Below are 17,325 nucleotides of genomic sequence, written 5' to 3' on the forward strand. Positions count from 1 at the left end.
GGGCCCGGAGACCGATGCCGGTCAGGGGGCCGCCGTCGCACCCTGGACGTATGAGCGCAGCAACCATCTCCCCCGCGAGGGCGGTCCACCCGACCGCCGTGCACCGCCTGGCCCACGCCCTGCGCGCCGTCCGGGTCTTCACGGGCGCCGCCTTCGACGTGGCGGTCCTGGGCCGGTACGAGGACGAGGCGGCGGGGGTGCGGCGCAGGCGGTGAGCGTCGGGCGGTGCGCGTCAGCCGTCCCCGGCCAGCAGCTCGTCCGCGTCCATGATCCGGTACGCGTACCCCTGCTCCGCCAGGAACCGCTGCCGGTGCGCGGCGAAGTCCTGGTCCAGGGTGTCGCGGGCGACCACCGAGTAGAAGTGGGCCTGGTGGCCGTCGGCCTTCGGGCGCAGTACCCGGCCCAGCCGCTGCGCCTCCTCCTGCCGCGACCCGAAGGTGCCCGACACCTGCACGGCGACCGTCGCCTCCGGCAGGTCGATGGAGAAGTTCGCGACCTTCGACACCACCAGCACGTTGATCTCGCCCTGCCGGAACGCCTCGAACAGCTTCTCCCGCTGCGCGTTGGACGTCTCGCCCTTGATGACCGGCGCGCCCAGGTGTTCGCCCAGTTCGTCGAGCTGGTCGATGTACTGCCCGATGACCAGGATCTGCTGCCCGGCGAACCGCCGCACGATCGCCTCGGTCACCTTCCGCTTGGTCGCGGTCGTCGCGCAGAAGCGGTACTTCTCCTCCGTCTCGGCCGTGGCGTACGCCAGCCGCTCCGTCTCGGTCAGGTTGACCCGCACCTCCACGCAGTCGGCGGGCGCGATGTACCCCTGCGCCTCGATCTCCTTCCACGGCGCGTCGAACCGCTTCGGGCCGATGAGGGAGAACACGTCCGACTCGCGGCCGTCCTCGCGCACCAGGGTCGCGGTCAGCCCGAGCCGCCGCCGGGCCTGGAGGTCGGCGGTGAACTTGAAGACCGGGGCCGGCAGCAGGTGCACCTCGTCGTAGACGATCAGCCCCCAGTCCCGGGAGTCGAACAGCTCCAGGTGCGGGTAGACGCCCTTGCGCCGGGTGGTCAGCACCTGGTACGTCGCGATGGTGACCGGCCGGATCTCCTTCCGGGTCCCGCTGTACTCGCCGATCTCGTCCTCGGTCAGCGAGGTCCGCTTCACCAGCTCGTGCTTCCACTGCCGGGCGGAGACCGTGTTCGTGACGAGGATGAGGGTCGTGGACTTCGCCTGGGCCATCGAGCCCGCCCCGACCAGTGTCTTGCCCGCGCCGCAGGGCAGCACGACGACGCCGCTGCCGCCGTGCCAGAAGTTCTCCACCGCCTGCTGCTGGTACGGGCGCAGCGCCCAGCCGTCCTCGGCCAGCTCGATCGGGTGCGCCTCGCCGTCCACGTACCCGGCGAGGTCCTCGGCCGGCCAGCCCAGCTTCAGCAGCGTCTGCTTGATCTGCCCGCGCTCGGAGGGGTGCACGGCCACCGTGTCCGGGTCGATGCGGTTGCCGACCAGCGGCGCGACCCGCTTCGACTTCAGCACCTCCTCCAGGACCGGCCGGTCGGTGGTGGTCAGGACCAGACCGTGCGCCGGGTGCTTGGACAGGGTGAGCCGGCCGTAGCGGTCCATCGTCTCGGCGATGTCGACGAGCAGCGCGTGCGGCACCGGATAGCGGCTGTACTGCACCAGCGCGTCCACGACCTGCTCGGCGTCGTGCCCGGCGGCCCGCGCGTTCCACAGGCCCAGCGGCGTCACCCGGTAGGTGTGGATGTGCTCCGGCGCCCGCTCCAGCTCGGCGAACGGAGCGATGGCACGGCGGCAGTCGCCGGCCAGCTCGTGGTCGACTTCCAGGAGCAGCGTCTTGTCGGACTGGACGATCAGCGGACCATTCACGGGCGGCACCTTTCGCGCGCGTACGGCCGATGACGACGAAACGGCTCGGCCAAACGTCCAGTGTGCCTGATCGGACAGCCTGTCCTACTGGATGTCTTTTCATTCCAACGTGTGGTGTGAATGCACCTTTCCCCGGTCGGCCCCCGAAGATGAGCCACCGTGCCCCCTGTGCAGAACGCTCCGATGCCGACGCTCGGCTACGCCCTGTTCGCCACCCGCTGGTTGCAGGCTCCGCTGTATTTCGGCCTGGTGGCCGCCCAGGGCGTGTACGTCTACAAGTTCTTCAACGAGCTGTGGGTCTTACTCCTGCGCTGCGTGAGCGGACGGGCCAGCGAGACCTACGTCATGCTCGCCGTGCTCAAACTGGTCGACGTCGTCATGATCGCCAACCTGCTGATCATGGTCATCGTCGGCGGCTACGAGACCTTCGTCTCCCGCATCGGCCTCCAGGGCCACCGTGACCAGCCCGAATGGCTGTCGCACGTCAACTCCAACGTGCTCAAGGTCAAGCTGGCCACCGCCATCGTCGGCATCTCCTCGGTCCATCTGCTCCAGATGTTCGTGGACGTCCACCACACCTCCCGGCACGCGCTGCTGTGGGGACGGTCATCCACATGGCGTTCATCGTCTCGGCGGCGATCCTGGCGTACATGTCCGGCCCGATGACCCGGCGGGCGGAACGCGTCCACCTCCCCGAGCAGCAGCAACCGCAGCCGCAGCCGCAGCCGCCGCCAACCCCCGCCCCCGTCCCCTTCCCGGCCCAGCGGCAGGCCGCGGAGCCGGTGGTGCCGGTGGCGCCGGTGCGCGAGACCGCCGGGGCGGAGGACCGGGTGCGGGACGCCGGTTTCCCGGGGCGCAAGCTGCTGGAGGACTTCGACGAGAGCCATCCCCTCGCCTTCGACCGGGAGACCGTGGCCCGGCTGGGCAAGCTCGACTTCGTCACCGCCCGGCGCAACGTGGTGTTCACCGGCCCGCCCGGCACCGGCAAGACCCATCTGGCCGTCGGCCTCGGGGTGCGGGCCTGCCAGGCCGGGCACCGGGTGCTGTTCGCGACCGCCGCCGAGTGGGCCGCCCGGCTCGACGCGGCCCGCGCGGCCGGCCGGCTCACCGAGGAACTGGCCGACCTCGACGCCTACCCCCTGCTGATCGTCGACGAGGCCGGCTACACCTCCTTCGACCCGGCGGCCACCGCCCTCCTCTTCCGGCTCGTCGCCCACCGCTACGAACGCGGCTCGCTGATCGTCACCGGGGACCGTCCGCCGGCCCGCTGGGACGAGGTCTTCGGCGGCCCGTCCGTCCCCGCGATGGTGGACCGCCTCGTCCACCACGCCGAGCTGGTCCGCATCGAGGGCGACAGTTACCGCACCCGCCGGGCTACCGGAGTGTGGGCAGACTGATGTTGTTGAGCAGCGGTCCCTCCACCGAGATCAGCTCGCCGTTGGCCCGGGTCTCGGTGCCGGCGCCGGGCAGCGGCAGCGGCAGCGCGGTGGCCTGCGGGACCAGCGCGGCGATCATCAGCGCGGCGGCCACGAGCAGGGCGCTGAGCGAGACGGCGACGGCGGAACGTACGGAGACGGAGGGCTTCGAAGTGATCATGGCGGAGCCTTTCGCGGGCGAGCGGGCCGGCCCGGGAGGGGCCGGCCCGCGAGGGAGGGGAGGGCAGGGGGGCGGCTCAGAGGGTGACGCCGCCACCGAGGTCGATACCGATCGCGGCGGCCTCGGCGGCGAACGCGGTGAGCAGCGCGGCGGTGGTGGTCAGGACGGCGGCGACACGACGAACGGCACGCATCGGGAACTTCCTTTCGTTCTGGTTCAGGACACCCGGTGGCTGCCCGAGCCGGAACGACCCGATGCGGTTTATGAAGAAAGCTCCCCCCGGGGTGGGAAACCCCCGGCGTGGCGGGCATGAACCGCCGCGTACACCCGAAAGTGCGAAGCGGCGCGGGCCGCGCCGGCCGGCCGCGTAAACCGGGGGTTCAGCCCGTCTCGTCGGCGAGCTCCGCGACCCCTGTGATCCGGTGCAGCGCGAAGGTGCGGACCTCGTCCGCGGTGTGGTCGTACGCCGTCACGAACCCGCCCTCCACCCGCACCGGGGCGATCACCCGCTGACTGGCGGCGCCCTCCGCGTTCACGTACCCGATCCACAGCGACTCGCCGGTCAGCACCGCCGCCTGCACGGTCGCCAGCGTCTCGGCGGCACCGGTACGCGGCGGCTCCCCGCCGGCCGGCGCGGCGCCCGCGTCCGGCCGGCGCGGCGCGGTGGCGGCCAGGTCGCCGGCCCGGATCGCCCGGATCGCGGCGCTCAGCAGCGCGTCGTCCGGCACCGGCGGCCCCTCCGGGACCGGCTCGGGGGCGGTGCGCGGCGCGGTGCGGCGGGCGTCGGCGCGGGCGATCAGCACATCGCCGCCGTCCGATTCGGCGGCCGGCGCGAACCCCATGCCGCGCAGCCCCTCCAGGAGCGCCGCCGGGTCGGCCCGCGCGGCCAGCACGGTCGGCGCGAGCCGCCGCAGCCCGAGGCCGGCCGCCCGCTTGTCGGCGAGGATCTCGTCCAGCGTCGCGTCGTCGTCGCAGCGGACGTACGCGGCGGCCGCGCCGATCCGCAGCCGCCCGTGCCGCCGGGCCACGTCGTCGATCAGGTACGTCAGCGGCTGCGGCACCGGCGTCCGTGAGTAGCGGGCGAGGAAGGTGTGCAGGTCGGCGGCGGTCTGCCCGGAGTCCAGGGCCCGGCGTACGGAACCGGGCGTGAACCGGTAGACGGTGGCCCCGCCCTTGGACTCGACGTCCGCCACCAGGTCAAGGAGCTCCGCCAGCGGCCGCCGCAGCGGCCCCGGCGCCACCGCCGTCAGATCGGCCTGGAGCAGCACGTGGTCCAGCGGCTCGGGCAGCAGCGGCGCCAGCACCCGGGCGGCGGCGGCCGTCGCGGCGGCCTGCTCGGCGGGCGCCAGCGGCTCGGGCGCGGGGGGCGTGTGGTGGTGCACGGGGAGTTTGGCACCCGGACCGGACGCCTCCCCGGGCCCGTGGTCCGCTTCCCGCGCGGGCGCCCCGATCAGCGCCCGCCCCGGTGCCGCCAGCGCGCCCCGGCCGGTCACCCCGAGCAGTTCCGCCTCGGCCAGCGTCCACCGGGCCAGCCGGGCCCGCGGGTCCTCGGTCTCGGGCCGCTCCGCGCGCCGCGGCCCGCGCGGCGGACGCTCCCAGCGCAGCCGGGCCAGCACCGACTCGGCCTGCGGCGCGGCCCCCTCGGGCAACTGCGCCAGCAGCGCCAGCACCCGGTGCCGTACCTCCGGCGCCGCCGACCGGTCGAGCCCGGGACCCAGCGCCGACAGCGCGCGGTCCTTCGCGTCCCGGCCGCCGACCAGCCCACTGGTCCGGGTGCCGAGCAGCCACGCCTGGGCCAGCCGCGCCCAGCGCTCGGCCGGCGGCAGCTCCCGCCACTCGTCGTACGCCGGGGTCGCCGCGTACCGCTCGTCGGCCTCTCCGTCGGAGGCCAGCAGCCCGGCCGCGTAGGCCAGTTCGACCCAGAACGCGGCGACCGGCTCGGCGACGTCCAGGGCGACCGCGGTGCGCTTCAGGTCGCGCACGCTCAGCCCGCCCGCCCGCAGCACCGCCGGACCGCCCTCGTCCCAGTCCTTCAGCAGTTCCGCCACGACGGCCAGCGCCCCCTGCGCCTGTCCGGCGGCGGCGCCGTCCACAGCCTCTGGACGGTAGGTGGCGGCGGGCGTCACCGGCGGCGGTACCGGCGCGGGCGTCCGGTGCGCCCGCCCGGCCCGCAGGTGCAGCGCCACCTCGCGGGGCAGCACGACCGTGCCCGGCGCGGTCGGCAGCAGCAGCCCCCGGTCGAGCAGCCAGCGCAGATGCGCCGCCGGATCATGGGTGACCTGCCCGTACGGCGGCCCCCACACCAGCCGGTCCAGCACCTGACGGGACTCCTCGGGCGAGCCGGCGAGCAGCGCGTCCATCGCCGCCCGGTCGCTGAACAGCGCGGTCAGCGCGTCCACCGCGGACACCGGATCATGCGTCGAGGACAGCCCGGCGGCGGCCAGCACCTCCTGCACCCGCCCCGGCGACATGCCCGCCGTGGCCTCCCGCACGGTCGGCCCCAGACCGGTCGGGGAGGGATGCTGCGGCGAGGGCACCAGCAGCTCGCGCGCGGTGCGCACCAGCCGCAGCCGGTCGTCGCCGCCCCACACCAGCGCCTGCTCGCGCAGCACGCCGAGCGCCCGCGGCAGCGCGGCCACCACCTCCGGGTCCCGGCCGTCCCCGGCCATCAGCCCGGACAGCTCCGCGTACGTCGCCGGATCGCCCGCCACCGCCAGCGCCTCGGCCGTCTGGAGCGCGAACCGGTCGAGCCGCTCCAGCGCCCGCACCACCGAGGCCCGGGTGCCGGCCCGGGTGGCGAGCTGGGTGAGATCGGTGGGGACCGGCGTGACGAGGTCGGGACGGCTGCGCAGGAGGGCGGCCAGGGAACCGTCGTCCCTGCCGCGCAGCGCCTCCGCGAGGGACCGGGGTGGAGCGGGCTTCTCCTCGGGGCTCATCCGCCCCACGGTAGCGGGTCGCCCCCGGCCCACCGAGCCCTTCCCGGGCGGCGGCAGGCGGTACCGTCGTCCGGCGGGGTACCAACAACGAGCCACCCCGGAGGGGTTCGTGGGCATCGAGAGCGACCAGGTCGTCTACGAGTATCTGAGCCGCGTCGGTGACGTGGCCCAGCAACAGCAGCTGCCGTCGGCCACTCGCATGCGTCTCGTCGCCGATCTGCGCAACGAGATCGACAAGCGCCGGTCCAGGACGGTCGTCGACTCCCCGGCCGCCGTCCGCCGCATCCTGGAGCGGCTCGGCAGCCCCGACGAGGTGGTCGAGGCGGCCGGCGGCGACCCCCGGGCCGCGACCGCGACCTGGGAACCGCCGCCCTCCGTGCCCGTCCAGCCGGACGGCGGCCCGCAGCGCAAGGAGCGGCTGGGCGGCCTGCGCCGGGTGGTGCCGCGCCCCCGCCCCGCCGATCCGCCCCCCGCCCCCGCCGAGCGCCCCACCCCGCCGCACCTGGCCCAGGCGCACGAACTGGGCGACGCCACCGTCCCGCGCCCCGACTGGTGGCGCTCGCAGAGCGGCCCGTTCGGCGGCGGCGACCAGGTGCCCGGCTTCGTCGGCGGCATCGAGATCCCCGACCTGCTCAAGCCCCCGCCGCCGCCCGGGGGACCGGCGGCGGAACCGGAGCGGGCCGCCGTCCCGGCACCCCCCGAGGAGACGGCGAAACCCCGCCGGTCGTGGTGGCCCCGCAAGACCCTGCTGGCTCCGGCCGCCGGCCGCGCCAACCCCCTCCTCCTGCTCGCCGCCGCCCTGCTCCTGGTCGGCGCGTTCCTCGGCAACCTGCTGCCCCTCGCCCTCGGCTGGGTCCTGGCCTTCCTCTCCCGCCGCCTGACCCCGGCCCAGGCCAAGTGGGCGGTCCTGGGCCTGCCCGGTCTGGCGGCGGCGGCCGGCGTCGGCTATCTCTGGGGCCGCACGGAGGGCCGCTGGGGCGACCCCATCGCCGAGGGCCACATGAACGAGGCGCTGACGCAGACGTGGCCGTGGGTGCTGAAGGGGGCGGCGCTGGCCTCAGCCGCGTACCTGCTCTGGAAAGCCCGCCGCGTCGGCGACTGAGGACGCCGGAAGCAGAGAGCTGCCTGGGGCGGGCGCGACCGGCCGCAACGCACCCGCACGCGACAATGGACCCCATGCCCACCACAACCACCGTCGGCTTCGACCTCGACATGACCCTCATCGACAGCCGCCCCGGCATCCACGCCTGCTACACCGAACTCTCCGCCCGAACCGGCACCCACGTCGACGCCGACCTCGCGGTGACCCGCCTCGGCCCGCCGCTGGAACAGGAACTCGCCCACTGGTTCCCGGCCGAGCGGCTGACCGCCACCGCCGACCTCTACCGCTCCCTCTACCCGGCGTACGCCATCGCCGCCACCCCCGCGCTGACCGGCGCCCGGGAAGCCGTCGCCGCGGTACGGCACCGCGGCGGCCGGGCGATCGTCGTCACCGCCAAGTACGAGCCCAACGCCAGACTGCACCTGGACCACCTCGGCATAGCACCGGACGCGGTCATCGGCGACCTGTGGGCCGAGCAGAAGGCCGTCGCCCTGCGCGAGCACGGCGCGGACGTCTACGTGGGGGACCACCTCGGCGACATCCGCGGCGCCCGGGCCGCCGACGCGCACGCCGTCGCCGTCGCCACCGGCCCGTACACCACCGGCGAACTGCGCGCGGCCGGCGCGGACACGGTCCTCGCCGACCTCACGGAGTTCCCGGCCTGGCTCGACTCCTACCTGGAGGCGGCGGCGGCCCGGGCCTGACGCCGCCCGGCGGCGATCGACCGCAGCACCCCCGCCCCGGCGATCAGGAAGCCGACCCCCATGAGCATGCTCAGCAAGAACATGTACGTGGGGAACGGCGTCGTGCCCAGAAACAGCGGGGCCACCGTGACCACCGTGGCCACGGTGCCGAGGAAGAAGACGATGGCGCCGGCACGGATCAGCCCGTCGCCGGGCGCGGCGGAATTCGTTTGGGTTTGTTCACGCACTCGACCAGGGTAGTTCCCGACCCGAGGGAACGACCGGGGGACGTCTTGTCACCGGCCTGAAGACCATTAGCCTGGGTATCGGCGGGTCCCAAGACCCGCCCGAGTGCTATCAAGAGCAGTTTTCCGCAGCGGTTTTCCGACGAGTACGAGGACGAGGACAGACGTGCCTACCGGCAAAGTCAAGTGGTTCAACACCGAGAAGGGCTTCGGCTTTCTCTCCCGTGACGACGGCGGTGACGTCTTCGTCCATTCCTCGGTCCTCCCCGCCGGAGTCGAGGCCCTGAAGCCGGGCCAGCGCGTGGAGTTCGGCGTGGTCGCCGGCCAGCGCGGCGACCAGGCCCTGTCCTTGACGCTGCTCGACCCGGCCCCCTCCCTCGCGGCGGCCCAGCGCAAGAAGCCGGACGAACTCGCCTCCATCGTCCAGGACCTGACGACCGTGCTGGAGAACATCACGCCGATGCTGGAGCGGGGCCGCTACCCCGACAAGGCGGCCGGCGCGAAGATCGCCGGTCTGCTGCGCGCGGTCGCCGACCAGCTCGACGTGTAGGACCCGTCAGGCGAAGGCGAGCGCGTCGGGGCCGAGGGCCGGTACCAGTCCCTCGGCCGCCGCCCGGGTCAGCAGCCCGCGGACCGCCGCGTAGCCGGCCTCGCCGAGGTCGGCGGTGAACTCGTTGACGTACAGCCCGATGTGCTGGTCGGCGACGGCCGGGTCCATCTCCTGGGCGTGCGCCATGACGTACGGGCGGGAGACCTCGGGGTCGTCCCAGGCGGCCCGGACGGAGGCGCGGATCGCGTCCGCGAGCCCGGTCAGCGCCTCGGCGCCCAGCGACCGGCGGGCGATGATCGCGCCGAGCGGGATGGGCAGGCCGGTGGTGGCCTCCCAGTGCTCGCCCATGTCCGCGAGCTTGTGCAGACCGTAGTTCTGGTACGTGAACCGGGCCTCGTGGATCACCAGTCCCGCGTCGACCTTCCCGTCCCGCACGGCCGGCATGATCTCGTGGAACGGCATGACGACGATCTCACCGACCCCGCCGGGGACGGTGTCCGCCGCCCAGAGCCGGAACAGCAGGTACGCGGTCGACTTCTCGCTCGGCACCGCGACCGTCCTGCCACGCAGGTCGGCGCCGGCCTCCCGGGTCAGCACCAGTGGCCCGCAGCCCCGGCCCAGCGCGCCGCCGCAGGGCAGCAGCGCGTAGTCGTCGAGGACGTACGGCAGCACGGCGTACGACACCTTCAGCACGTCCAGCTCGCCGCGCTCGGCCATGCCGTTGGTGAGGTCGATGTCGGCGAAGGTCACGTCGAGGGCGGGGGCGCCGGGGACGCGGCCGTGCGCCAGGGCGTCGAAGACGAAGGTGTCGTTCGGGCAGGGGGAGTACGCGATCCGCAGGGTGCTGCTGTCAGTGGTCATGGGGGTTCCAACTCTTCAGGGCGGGGGTGAGCTTCCCGAAGGCGGCCGTGAGGGCGGTCAGGGCGTCGCCGATGCGCCAGGCGGCGCGGTCGCGGGGGCCGACGGGGTTGGAGACCGCGCGCAGTTCCAGCACGGGCACGCCGTGCGCGGCGGCGGCCTCCGCGACGCCGAAGCCTTCCATGGCCTCGGCGAGGGCTCGGGGGTGGCGGGCGCGCAGCGCGTCCGCGCGGGCGGCGGTGCCGGTGACCGTGGAGCCGGTCAGCACGGTGCCGGGGCGGGCGCCGGTCGCCTCGGCCACCGCGTGGACCAGGGCGGGCGGCGGCCGGTGGGTGACCGTGCCGAAGCCCAGCTCGGTGACCGGCAGGAAGCCGTCGGCACTCTCGGCGCCCAGGTCGGCGGCGGTGATCTCGTCGGCGACGACGAGGGAGCCGACGGGGGCCCCGGGCGCGAAGCCGCCGGCGATGCCGGCCGAGACGACCAGGGCGTAGGGGCGGCCGTCGAGGGCGGCGGCGGTCAGCGCGGTGGCGGTGGAGGCGGCGGCGAGCGCGGGGCCGACGCCGGCCGCGAGCAGGTCCCAGTCGTCGGCGACGCGGTGCACGGTGGCGCCGGGCAGGGGTATCTCCTGGCCGGGGCCGGGAAACGCCCGGGCCACCGCGTCCCGTTCGGCGGGGACCGCGGTGGCCACCAGGACCCGGACGGCAGGCGTGGTCAGTCGCCCTTCTTCAGCTCGAAGGCCCACACGCCGGTGAACGACGTGCCGCCCTCCTTGCCGTTGCCGGCCACGATGGCGACCTTGGTGGAGTCGCCCTGCGCGCCGTACTGGGCGTTGAAGAACACGCTGCCCGGGACCGTGCGGTAGGTCTTCTTGCTGTCGTCGGTCAGCGGCTGACCGTTCATCAGGATCGTCCAGCGCTTGTCGGCGATGTCCGGGTCGACACCGAAGCGGACCGTCTCGTCCGGGTCGACCGTGATCGACTCGATGTCCTTGTCCTGGAGGCACTTGGTCAGGTCGGCGGTCTTCAGGGCTTCGTCGCCCTCGCCGCCACAGGTGGCCTCGGAACTGATCGAGTCGCTGCCGACGGTGATCGTCGACAGCGGCGTCGGCTTGTCGCAGGCCGACAGGACGAGCAGTCCGGCGGATACGGCGCCGGCGGCGGCGACGGCACGGCGGCGTCGCGCGGCGCGGTGTCCGAGAGCGGCTGCGCCGCGGGGCAACGTGGTCATGGGCGAAGGTTATCGGGCCCTTATCACCAGCCGCCCACCTGGGTACGGCGTGCCGTGCTCACGCCACCCTCGGCCTGCGCCGCGCATACGGCACCACAGGCACCGGCGGTCGGCCCGCGTGCCGGCGGGGTGCCTGCCCGGTGGTGCGTGGTGCCCGGGCTCACGCCACCCCCGACCGGCGGCCGCCGTACCGTGCCGAGCTGATCAGGCCGCGTACGGTGCTCAGCCAGCCGGTCGCGATGATCACGGCGCCCACCGTCAGGCCGAGGGTGCCGTTGAGCGGCAGCGCGATGCCGACCGCGCCGCCCAGCACCCAGGCCATCTGGAGCAGTGTCTCGGAGCGGGCGAAGGCGGAGGTGCGGACCGGTTCCGGCACGTCCCGCTGGATCAGCGCGTCCAGGGACAGCTTGGCCAGCGCCTGCGCGAACCCGGCGATCGCGGCCAGGAACGCCACCAGCACCGCGCCGAAGAAGACGGCCGCCACCGCCGCCGCGGCCAGCACACCGGCCAGCACCGTCACGATGATGATCTCCGGGGCGCGGGACCGCAGCCAGGCCCCGACCGCGGTGCCGAGCGCGTTGCCGGTGCCCGCCGCCACGCCGACGATGCCGAGCGAGACCGCCGCGCTCTGCCCGGTCATCGGGTGCTCGCGCAGCAGGAACGCCAGGAAGAAGATCAGGAAGCCGGTCAGGCAGCGGACCGCCGCGTTGGCGGCCAGCGCGTGGGTGACCGCCGTACCGACCGTGCGCAGCCCGGGGCGCTTGACCTGCCGCCGGTGCGGGCCGTGCAGATGGGCCCCGTCGGCGGCGAGCAGCGCGGTCGCCTCGCCGCGGGCCGAGTCGACCTTGCGGGGCAGCGTGAACGACAGGAACGTTCCGGCGACGAAGATGACGAACGCGCCGTACAGCGGCCAGCGCGGCCCGATCTGCTGGAGCCCGGCGCCGATCGGGGCGGCGGCGCCGGTGGCGAGCAGGCCGCCGAGGGTGACCCGGGAGTTCGCCTTCACCAGCGAGAAGGCGGGCGGCAGCAGCCGGGGCACCACGGCGCTTCTGACCACGCCGTACGCCTTGGAGGAGACCAGCACGCCGAGCGCCGCCGGATACAGCTCGATGCCGCCGCTGATCACCGCCCCGGACAGCACCAGGGCGAGCAGCGCGCGGGCCGCCATGGCGGTGGCCATCGCCGCGCGGCGGCCGTGCGGGACGCGGTCAAGCAGCGGGCCGATCACCGGGGCGAGCAGGGTGAAGGGGGCCATCGTGATGGCGAGGTAGAGGGCGACCCGGCCGCGCGCCTCGTCGGTGGGCACCGAGAAGAAGACGGTGGAGGCGAGGGCGACGGTGATCATGACGTCGCCGGCGCCGTTCACCCCGTGCAGCTCGATCAGCTTGCCCAGCCCCGACTCGCCGGCCCCGTGCGCGTGCGTCACCCGGCGGATGCCCCGGGCCGGGCCGGTCACCGGCAGGTGCAGCGCGCGGCCGACCGCGCGGAAACGCCCGGGACCGCGTCCCCGGACCCCGCCCTTCAGTTCCGTCCGTTCCGTCCGTGCGGCTGCCACCCCGTCATAGTGCCCCGAGAGCCGGGGGTATAGCGCGGTCATGGCACGGATGGAGCTGATCGGGTCGGGTGGGACGGCACCGGGCGCCGGACGGGAAACTCCCCCGGTGTCCCCCGTCGGTGTAGGCCCAGCGCAGCTGAGCAGGTAGCGTGCGTAGCGCGTCGTGGCGAATGTTCTCGGCCGCGCGCCTCTCAGTCATCCCGCAGAATGGATGACGTAGGCGCGCCCGAGCGCGTCGGGCGCGGACGTCGACGCGGTCCCCGGGTCCGCTCCGTCCGTACCCCGCCGCAAGTGGCGCACCCGTGAGACGGCGTATGGAGAGAAGCGATACCTGTGAGCGCAGCGACAACGCGAAGCCGCACCCCTGACCGCCTGTGCGCCGAGGCCGTCGACCTCGCCAGGGCAGCGGCCCAGGAGGCGGCCGCGCCCGGTGTGGTCGGTGCACCCGCCGGGCTGGTCTCGGAGGGTGACCGCGTTGTCACGCACTACTTCGAGTGCATGGAGCTCGGGTACCGCGGCTGGCGCTGGGCGGTGACGGTGGCGCGGGCCTCCCGCGCCAAGCTCGTGACGGTCGACGAGGCGGTGCTGCTGCCCGGCCCGGACGCCGTGCTGGCCCCCGAGTGGGTGCCGTGGAGCGAGCGGCTGCGCCCCGGCGACATGGGACCCGGCGACCTGCTGCCCACCGACGCGGAGGACCTGCGCCTGGAGCCGGGCTGGTCCGGCGAGGACGAGCCGCCGCCGAACTCCGCCGTCTCCGAGCAGATGGCCGAGCTGGCGGAGGCGGAGGACGCCGAGGTCACCGCCGCCTCCCCGGCCGAGCTGGCCCTCGCGCCGCCGCGCGGCACGATCGCGGCGGTCGCCGACGAGCTGGGGCTGCGGCGGGCCCGGGTGCTGTCCCGGTACGGGCTGCACACGGCCGCGGACCGCTGGGAGGAGGCGTTCGGGCCGAAGACGCCGATGGCGCAGGCGGCGCCCGCGCCCTGCGTGTCCTGCGGGTTCCTGCTCCGGATCGGCGGCTCGCTCGGACAGGCGTTCGGAGTGTGCGCGAACGAGTTCTCGCCGGCCGACGGACGGGTGGTGTCGCTGGCGTACGGGTGCGGCGGGCACTCCGAGGCGGCGGTCATGCCGAAGCCGCCGCAGCCGGCTTCGCCGGTGATCGACGAGACGCGGGTCGATCCGTTCCCGCTGCGGCGGGCGGCCGACGCCGGGTCGGTGCCGGTGGGTGACGACGCGGCGTCGGCCGACCTGGGGCACTCCTGAGCGGGTCCCTCTTTCGGCCTGAACGGCCTCGTCCTCAAGCGCCGGACGGGCTGGGAGTACCGGCCGGCGTCCAGAGTGGCCGGACGGGCTGGGAAATGCCGCCCGGCATCGGCAGGTGATCCGCGCGGTACCTTCGACCCCACGCCGTTGAGGTCGTCCAGGGCCGATGAGGAGAGATCAACGTGAGCAAGTTCGTGCGGCCCGCCGCCGAGGGCGCGGACCCGTTCGGTACGGCGCGGCTGCGGCGCGGGGTGCTGGACGCCTGGGCGGCCAGCGGCGCCCGGTTCCGGGAGGACGCCAACGCCGAGGAGGACCTGGTCCTCGGCGGCTACCGGGACCGCCTGGTCGTGGAGCTCGCGCAGAACGCCGCCGACGCCGCCGCCCGCGCCGGGGTGCCGGGCCGGCTGCGGCTCACCCTGCGTGACGGCGTGCTGATCGCCGCCAACACCGGCGCCCCGCTGGACGCGGCCGGTGTCGAGTCGCTGGCCACGCTGCGCGCCTCCGCCAAACGGGACACCGCCGAGGGCGCGGTGGGCCGGTTCGGGGTCGGCTTCGCGGCCGTGCTGGCCGTCACCGACGAGCCCGCCGTCGTCGGCCGGCACGGCGGCGTGCGCTGGTCGCTGGCCGAGGCGCGGGACCTGGCCGCCGACGTCGCCCGGCACGCCCCGGGCCTCGGCGACGAGATCCGCCGCCGGGACGGACACGTACCGCTGCTGCGGCTGCCGCTGCCCGCCGAGGGCACCGCGCCCGACCCGTACGACACGGCCGTCATCCTGCCGCTGCGCGATTCCGCCGCCGCCGATCTGGCCGAGCGGCTGCTGGCCGGCGTGGACGACGCGCTGCTGCTCGCCCTGCCGGGGCTGGCGGAGGTGGTGGTCGAGACGGCGTCCGGGAGCCGGACGCTGCGCCGCCGCACGGACGCCGCCGTCACCGTCGTGGAGGACTCGCGCGAGGGCGTCAGCCGCTGGCGCACCGCCACCGCGCACGGCCCGCTCACCCCAGACCTGCTCGCCGACCGCCCGGTCGAGGAGCGGCTGCGTCCGCACTGGTCGGTGACCTGGGCGGTGCCCGTGGACGACGAGGGCGCCCCGGTCCCGCCGCGGACCAGCCCCGTGCTGCACGCGCCCACCCCGAGCGACGAGCCGCTCGGCGTCCCCGCGCTGCTCATCGCGTCGTTCCCGCTGGACTCCACCCGCCGGCACGCCGCCCCCGGGCCGCTCACCGACTTCCTGGTGCAGCGGGCGGCGGACGCCTACGCCGGGCTGCTCGCCGACTGGTCGCCGGTCACCGACCGGATCATCGGCCTGGTGCCGGGCGCGCTGGGCCGGGGCGAGCTGGACGGCACCTTGCGGCAGGCGGTCCTGGACCGGCTGCCGCGCACCGCCTTCCTGCCGCCCGCCGCCGTGCCGGGCGACGATCCCGAGCTGCCGGTGTCGCTGCGGCCCCGGGACGCCGAGGTGGTCGAGGGGGCGGGCGCGGAGACCGTACGGGTGCTGGCCGAGGTACTGCCGACGCTGCTGCCGGCCGGCCTGGAGCGGCGCGTCGAGCTGCGCACGCTGGGCGTGGCGCGGCTGCCGCTGTCCGAGGTGATCGACCGGCTGGCCGGGCTGGAGAAGGAGCCCGGCTGGTGGCGGCGGCTCTACGACAGCCTGGCCGGGGTCGACCCGGACCGGCTCTCCGGGCTGCCGGTGCCGCTCGCCGGGGGCACCGACCGGGCTCTCGGCTCCGGGGGCGGCCGTACGGTGATCGGCCCCCGGCAGGTGCTGCTGCCGACGCCGGACGCGCCCGCCCTCGACCCCGAGGTGCTCGCCCGGCTCGGGCTGAAGGTCGCCCATCCGGACGCCGCCCATCCGCTGCTGGAGAAGCTCGGCGCCCTGCCGGCCACCCCGCGCGCCGTGCTCACCACCCCGCAGGTGCGCGCCGCCGTCGCCGCCTCGCTGGCCGACGAGGGCGGCGCGAACTGGGAGGACGACGCCCTCGACGCGGAGGAGCTGGCCGACACGGTGCTGGGGCTGGTCCGGGACGCCGCGCTGGAGCCCGGCGAGGAGCCCTGGCTCGGCGCGCTGGCGCTGCCCGACGAGGACGGCGAGCTGTCCCCGGCCGGCGAACTGGTCCTGCCCGGCGGGCCGTTCGCCCAGGTCATGCGGGCGGACGAGGTCGCCGCGGTGGACGCGGAGCTGGCCGAGAAGTGGGGGCCCGAGCCGCTGGCCGCGTGCGGGGTCCTGGTCACCTTCACCCTGGTGCGCGCCACCGACGTCGTCCTGGACCCGGACGAACTGGAGCCCCGGGACGGGGACTTCGCCGAACCCGACGACGCCGGGCTGCTCGACGCGGTGGACGTGTGGTGCGAGGACATCCTCGACCGGTTCCCCGACACCCCCGTCCCGCCGGTCGCCACCGAACTCGTCGCCGTCCGCGACCTGGACCTCGTCGACGACGACAAGTGGCCCGAGGCGCTCGCCCTGCTGTCCCGGCCGCCGCTGCGCGACGCGCTGGTCCAGCCGGTGCGGATGCTGCTGCCGGACGGCACCCACGAGACCGTACGGCCGTACACCGCGTGGTGGCTGCGCGGGCACCCGGTGCTCGGCGGGCGCCGCCCGGCCGGACTGCGCGCGGCCGGCGGCGACCCGCTGCTGCGCGGCCTGTACGACGAGGCGGACGCCACCGGCTTCGACGACGAGCAGGTACTGCGGGCGCTCGGGGTACGGACCTCCGTCGCCGCGCTGCTCGACGAACCGGGCGGCGCGGCCGAACTCCTCGACCGCCTCGCCGACCCGGACCGCCCCGTCACCGCCGCCCAGCTGCACGGCCTGTACGGGGCGCTCGCCGACCTCGACCCGGACCGGGTGACGCTGCCGGACGAGCTGCGCGCGGTGCTGGACGGCGAGCTGCGGGTGGTGGACGCCGCCGACGCGGTGGTCGTCGACTCGCCCGACCTGCTGCCGTTCACCGGCGGTGTGCCGCTGCTGCCGGTGCGGCCGGCCCGGGCCGCCGAACTGGCCGAACTGCTCCAGGTACGGCGGCTGAGCGAGTCCGTCACCGGCCGCGTCGACTCGGCCGGCACCGAGCACGAGGTACCGGAGCCGGTACGGGTGCTGCTCGGCGCCCGGACCCCGGCGTCCTACGTCGAACACGAGGAACTCGTCGTGGACGGCGTGGAGCTCGACTGGCGGTTCGCCGCGGACGGGGTGCTGCACGCCGCGACTCTGGAGGGCGTCGCGGCCGGTCTTGCCTGGTCAGCGGGCCAGTGGCCGCGCCGCTTCGAGGTGGCGGCACTGCTGGAGGACCCGTCCCGGACGGCGGAACTGGCGCGGGACCGCTGGTTCGACTGACGGCGGCGGGGCGGCGACGGGCGGGAACGGAGCGATCTCGGTCACATCTTCTTCACCTCCGTACAACCATTCGTTTCCCTTGTTGATCTGATCACGCGAGTC

Annotated in this window: 16 protein-coding genes; 8 read left to right on the top strand and 8 right to left on the bottom strand. The window is 74.9% G+C overall.

Features of this window, described 5'->3' with window-relative positions; genetic code table 11:
• Nucleotides 1-50 precede the first annotated feature (50 nt).
• Entirely contained in the window at nucleotides 51-215 is a 165-nt protein-coding gene (locus AB0G32_RS01020) for a hypothetical protein (protein ID WP_361156318.1), read from the top strand.
• Between the two features lie 17 nt (nucleotides 216-232).
• Here the strand turns inward: AB0G32_RS01020 and AB0G32_RS01025 are convergent, their stop codons facing one another.
• Nucleotides 233-1,879 carry a DNA repair helicase XPB gene (locus tag AB0G32_RS01025; protein WP_361156321.1) on the bottom strand — a complete coding sequence of 549 codons (1,647 nt, stop codon included), beginning with the start codon at nucleotides 1,877-1,879 and terminating at the stop codon, nucleotides 233-235.
• Between the two features lie 168 nt (nucleotides 1,880-2,047).
• On the opposite strand from AB0G32_RS01025, the gene AB0G32_RS01030 reads away from it, so the two are divergent.
• On the top strand, nucleotides 2,048-2,545 hold the full coding sequence (locus AB0G32_RS01030) for a TIGR00645 family protein (protein ID WP_361156324.1): 498 nt from the start codon (nucleotides 2,048-2,050) through the stop codon (nucleotides 2,543-2,545).
• Entirely contained in the window at nucleotides 2,494-3,276 is a 783-nt protein-coding gene (gene istB, locus AB0G32_RS01035) for an IS21-like element helper ATPase IstB (protein ID WP_361156326.1), read from the top strand. The genes AB0G32_RS01030 and istB overlap by 52 nt, the downstream gene beginning before the upstream one ends.
• On the opposite strand, the gene AB0G32_RS01040 is transcribed toward istB, so the two are convergent.
• Together AB0G32_RS01040 and AB0G32_RS01045 are read right to left on the bottom strand one after the other, a co-directional pair.
• Nucleotides 3,254-3,475 (bottom strand): hypothetical protein, encoded by a 222-nt coding sequence (locus AB0G32_RS01040; RefSeq protein WP_361156329.1) that lies wholly within the window; start codon nucleotides 3,473-3,475, stop codon nucleotides 3,254-3,256. The genes istB and AB0G32_RS01040 overlap by 23 nt on opposite strands.
• Before the next feature lie 380 nt (nucleotides 3,476-3,855).
• Entirely contained in the window at nucleotides 3,856-6,411 is a 2,556-nt protein-coding gene (locus tag AB0G32_RS01045; RefSeq protein WP_361156331.1) for a helicase-associated domain-containing protein, read from the bottom strand.
• A 109-nt stretch (nucleotides 6,412-6,520) separates the two neighbouring features.
• Between AB0G32_RS01045 and AB0G32_RS01050 the strand changes: the two genes are divergently transcribed.
• Together AB0G32_RS01050 and AB0G32_RS01055 are read left to right on the top strand one after the other, a co-directional pair.
• Complete coding sequence (locus tag AB0G32_RS01050) at nucleotides 6,521-7,513, top strand: hypothetical protein (RefSeq protein WP_361156334.1); 993 nt, start codon at nucleotides 6,521-6,523, stop codon at nucleotides 7,511-7,513.
• 74 nt (nucleotides 7,514-7,587) lie between these two features.
• Nucleotides 7,588-8,217: a haloacid dehalogenase-like hydrolase gene (locus AB0G32_RS01055; protein ID WP_361156337.1), complete on the top strand. Its 630-nt coding sequence runs from the start codon at nucleotides 7,588-7,590 to the stop codon at nucleotides 8,215-8,217.
• Here the strand turns inward: AB0G32_RS01055 and AB0G32_RS01060 are convergent.
• The gene (locus tag AB0G32_RS01060; RefSeq protein ID WP_361156340.1) at nucleotides 8,187-8,444 is read right to left on the bottom strand and encodes a hypothetical protein; all 258 of its coding nucleotides are present in this window, start codon (nucleotides 8,442-8,444) and stop codon (nucleotides 8,187-8,189) included. The two genes, AB0G32_RS01055 and AB0G32_RS01060, sit on opposite strands and share 31 nt — an antisense overlap.
• A gap of 163 nt (nucleotides 8,445-8,607) precedes the next feature.
• Between AB0G32_RS01060 and AB0G32_RS01065 the strand changes: the two genes are divergently transcribed.
• Nucleotides 8,608-8,991, top strand: a complete 384-nt coding sequence (locus AB0G32_RS01065; protein ID WP_361156342.1) for a cold-shock protein — start codon at nucleotides 8,608-8,610, stop codon at nucleotides 8,989-8,991.
• A 6-nt stretch (nucleotides 8,992-8,997) separates the two neighbouring features.
• Here the strand turns inward: AB0G32_RS01065 and AB0G32_RS01070 are convergent, their stop codons facing one another.
• The 4 genes from AB0G32_RS01070 to AB0G32_RS01085 form a co-directional block, all read right to left on the bottom strand.
• Nucleotides 8,998-9,852: a 1,4-dihydroxy-6-naphthoate synthase gene (locus tag AB0G32_RS01070; RefSeq protein ID WP_361156345.1), complete on the bottom strand. Its 855-nt coding sequence runs from the start codon at nucleotides 9,850-9,852 to the stop codon at nucleotides 8,998-9,000.
• A complete protein-coding gene (locus AB0G32_RS01075; RefSeq protein ID WP_361156347.1) occupies nucleotides 9,842-10,537 on the bottom strand; it encodes a futalosine hydrolase in 696 nt (231 codons plus the stop codon). Before AB0G32_RS01075 ends, AB0G32_RS01070 begins: the two co-directional genes overlap by 11 nt.
• 23 nt (nucleotides 10,538-10,560) lie before the next feature.
• Nucleotides 10,561-11,076 (bottom strand): DUF2771 domain-containing protein, encoded by a 516-nt coding sequence (locus AB0G32_RS01080; RefSeq protein WP_361156350.1) that lies wholly within the window; start codon nucleotides 11,074-11,076, stop codon nucleotides 10,561-10,563.
• A gap of 160 nt (nucleotides 11,077-11,236) precedes the next feature.
• Nucleotides 11,237-12,673, bottom strand: coding sequence for an MFS transporter (locus AB0G32_RS01085; RefSeq protein ID WP_361156352.1), 1,437 nt, complete (start codon nucleotides 12,671-12,673; stop codon nucleotides 11,237-11,239).
• 291 nt (nucleotides 12,674-12,964) lie between these two features.
• Between AB0G32_RS01085 and AB0G32_RS01090 the strand changes: the two genes are divergently transcribed.
• Together AB0G32_RS01090 and AB0G32_RS01095 are read left to right on the top strand one after the other, a co-directional pair.
• Nucleotides 12,965-13,891, top strand: a complete 927-nt coding sequence (locus AB0G32_RS01090; protein ID WP_361156354.1) for a DUF3027 domain-containing protein — start codon at nucleotides 12,965-12,967, stop codon at nucleotides 13,889-13,891.
• Between the two features lie 182 nt (nucleotides 13,892-14,073).
• Nucleotides 14,074-17,223, top strand: a complete 3,150-nt coding sequence (locus AB0G32_RS01095) for a molecular chaperone Hsp90 (protein ID WP_361156357.1) — start codon at nucleotides 14,074-14,076, stop codon at nucleotides 17,221-17,223.
• Nucleotides 17,224-17,325 lie beyond the last annotated feature (102 nt).

Origin of the sequence: Streptomyces sp. NPDC023723 (genome assembly GCF_040639815.1) — a bacterium.
GTDB lineage: Bacteria > Actinomycetota > Actinomycetes > Streptomycetales > Streptomycetaceae > Streptomyces.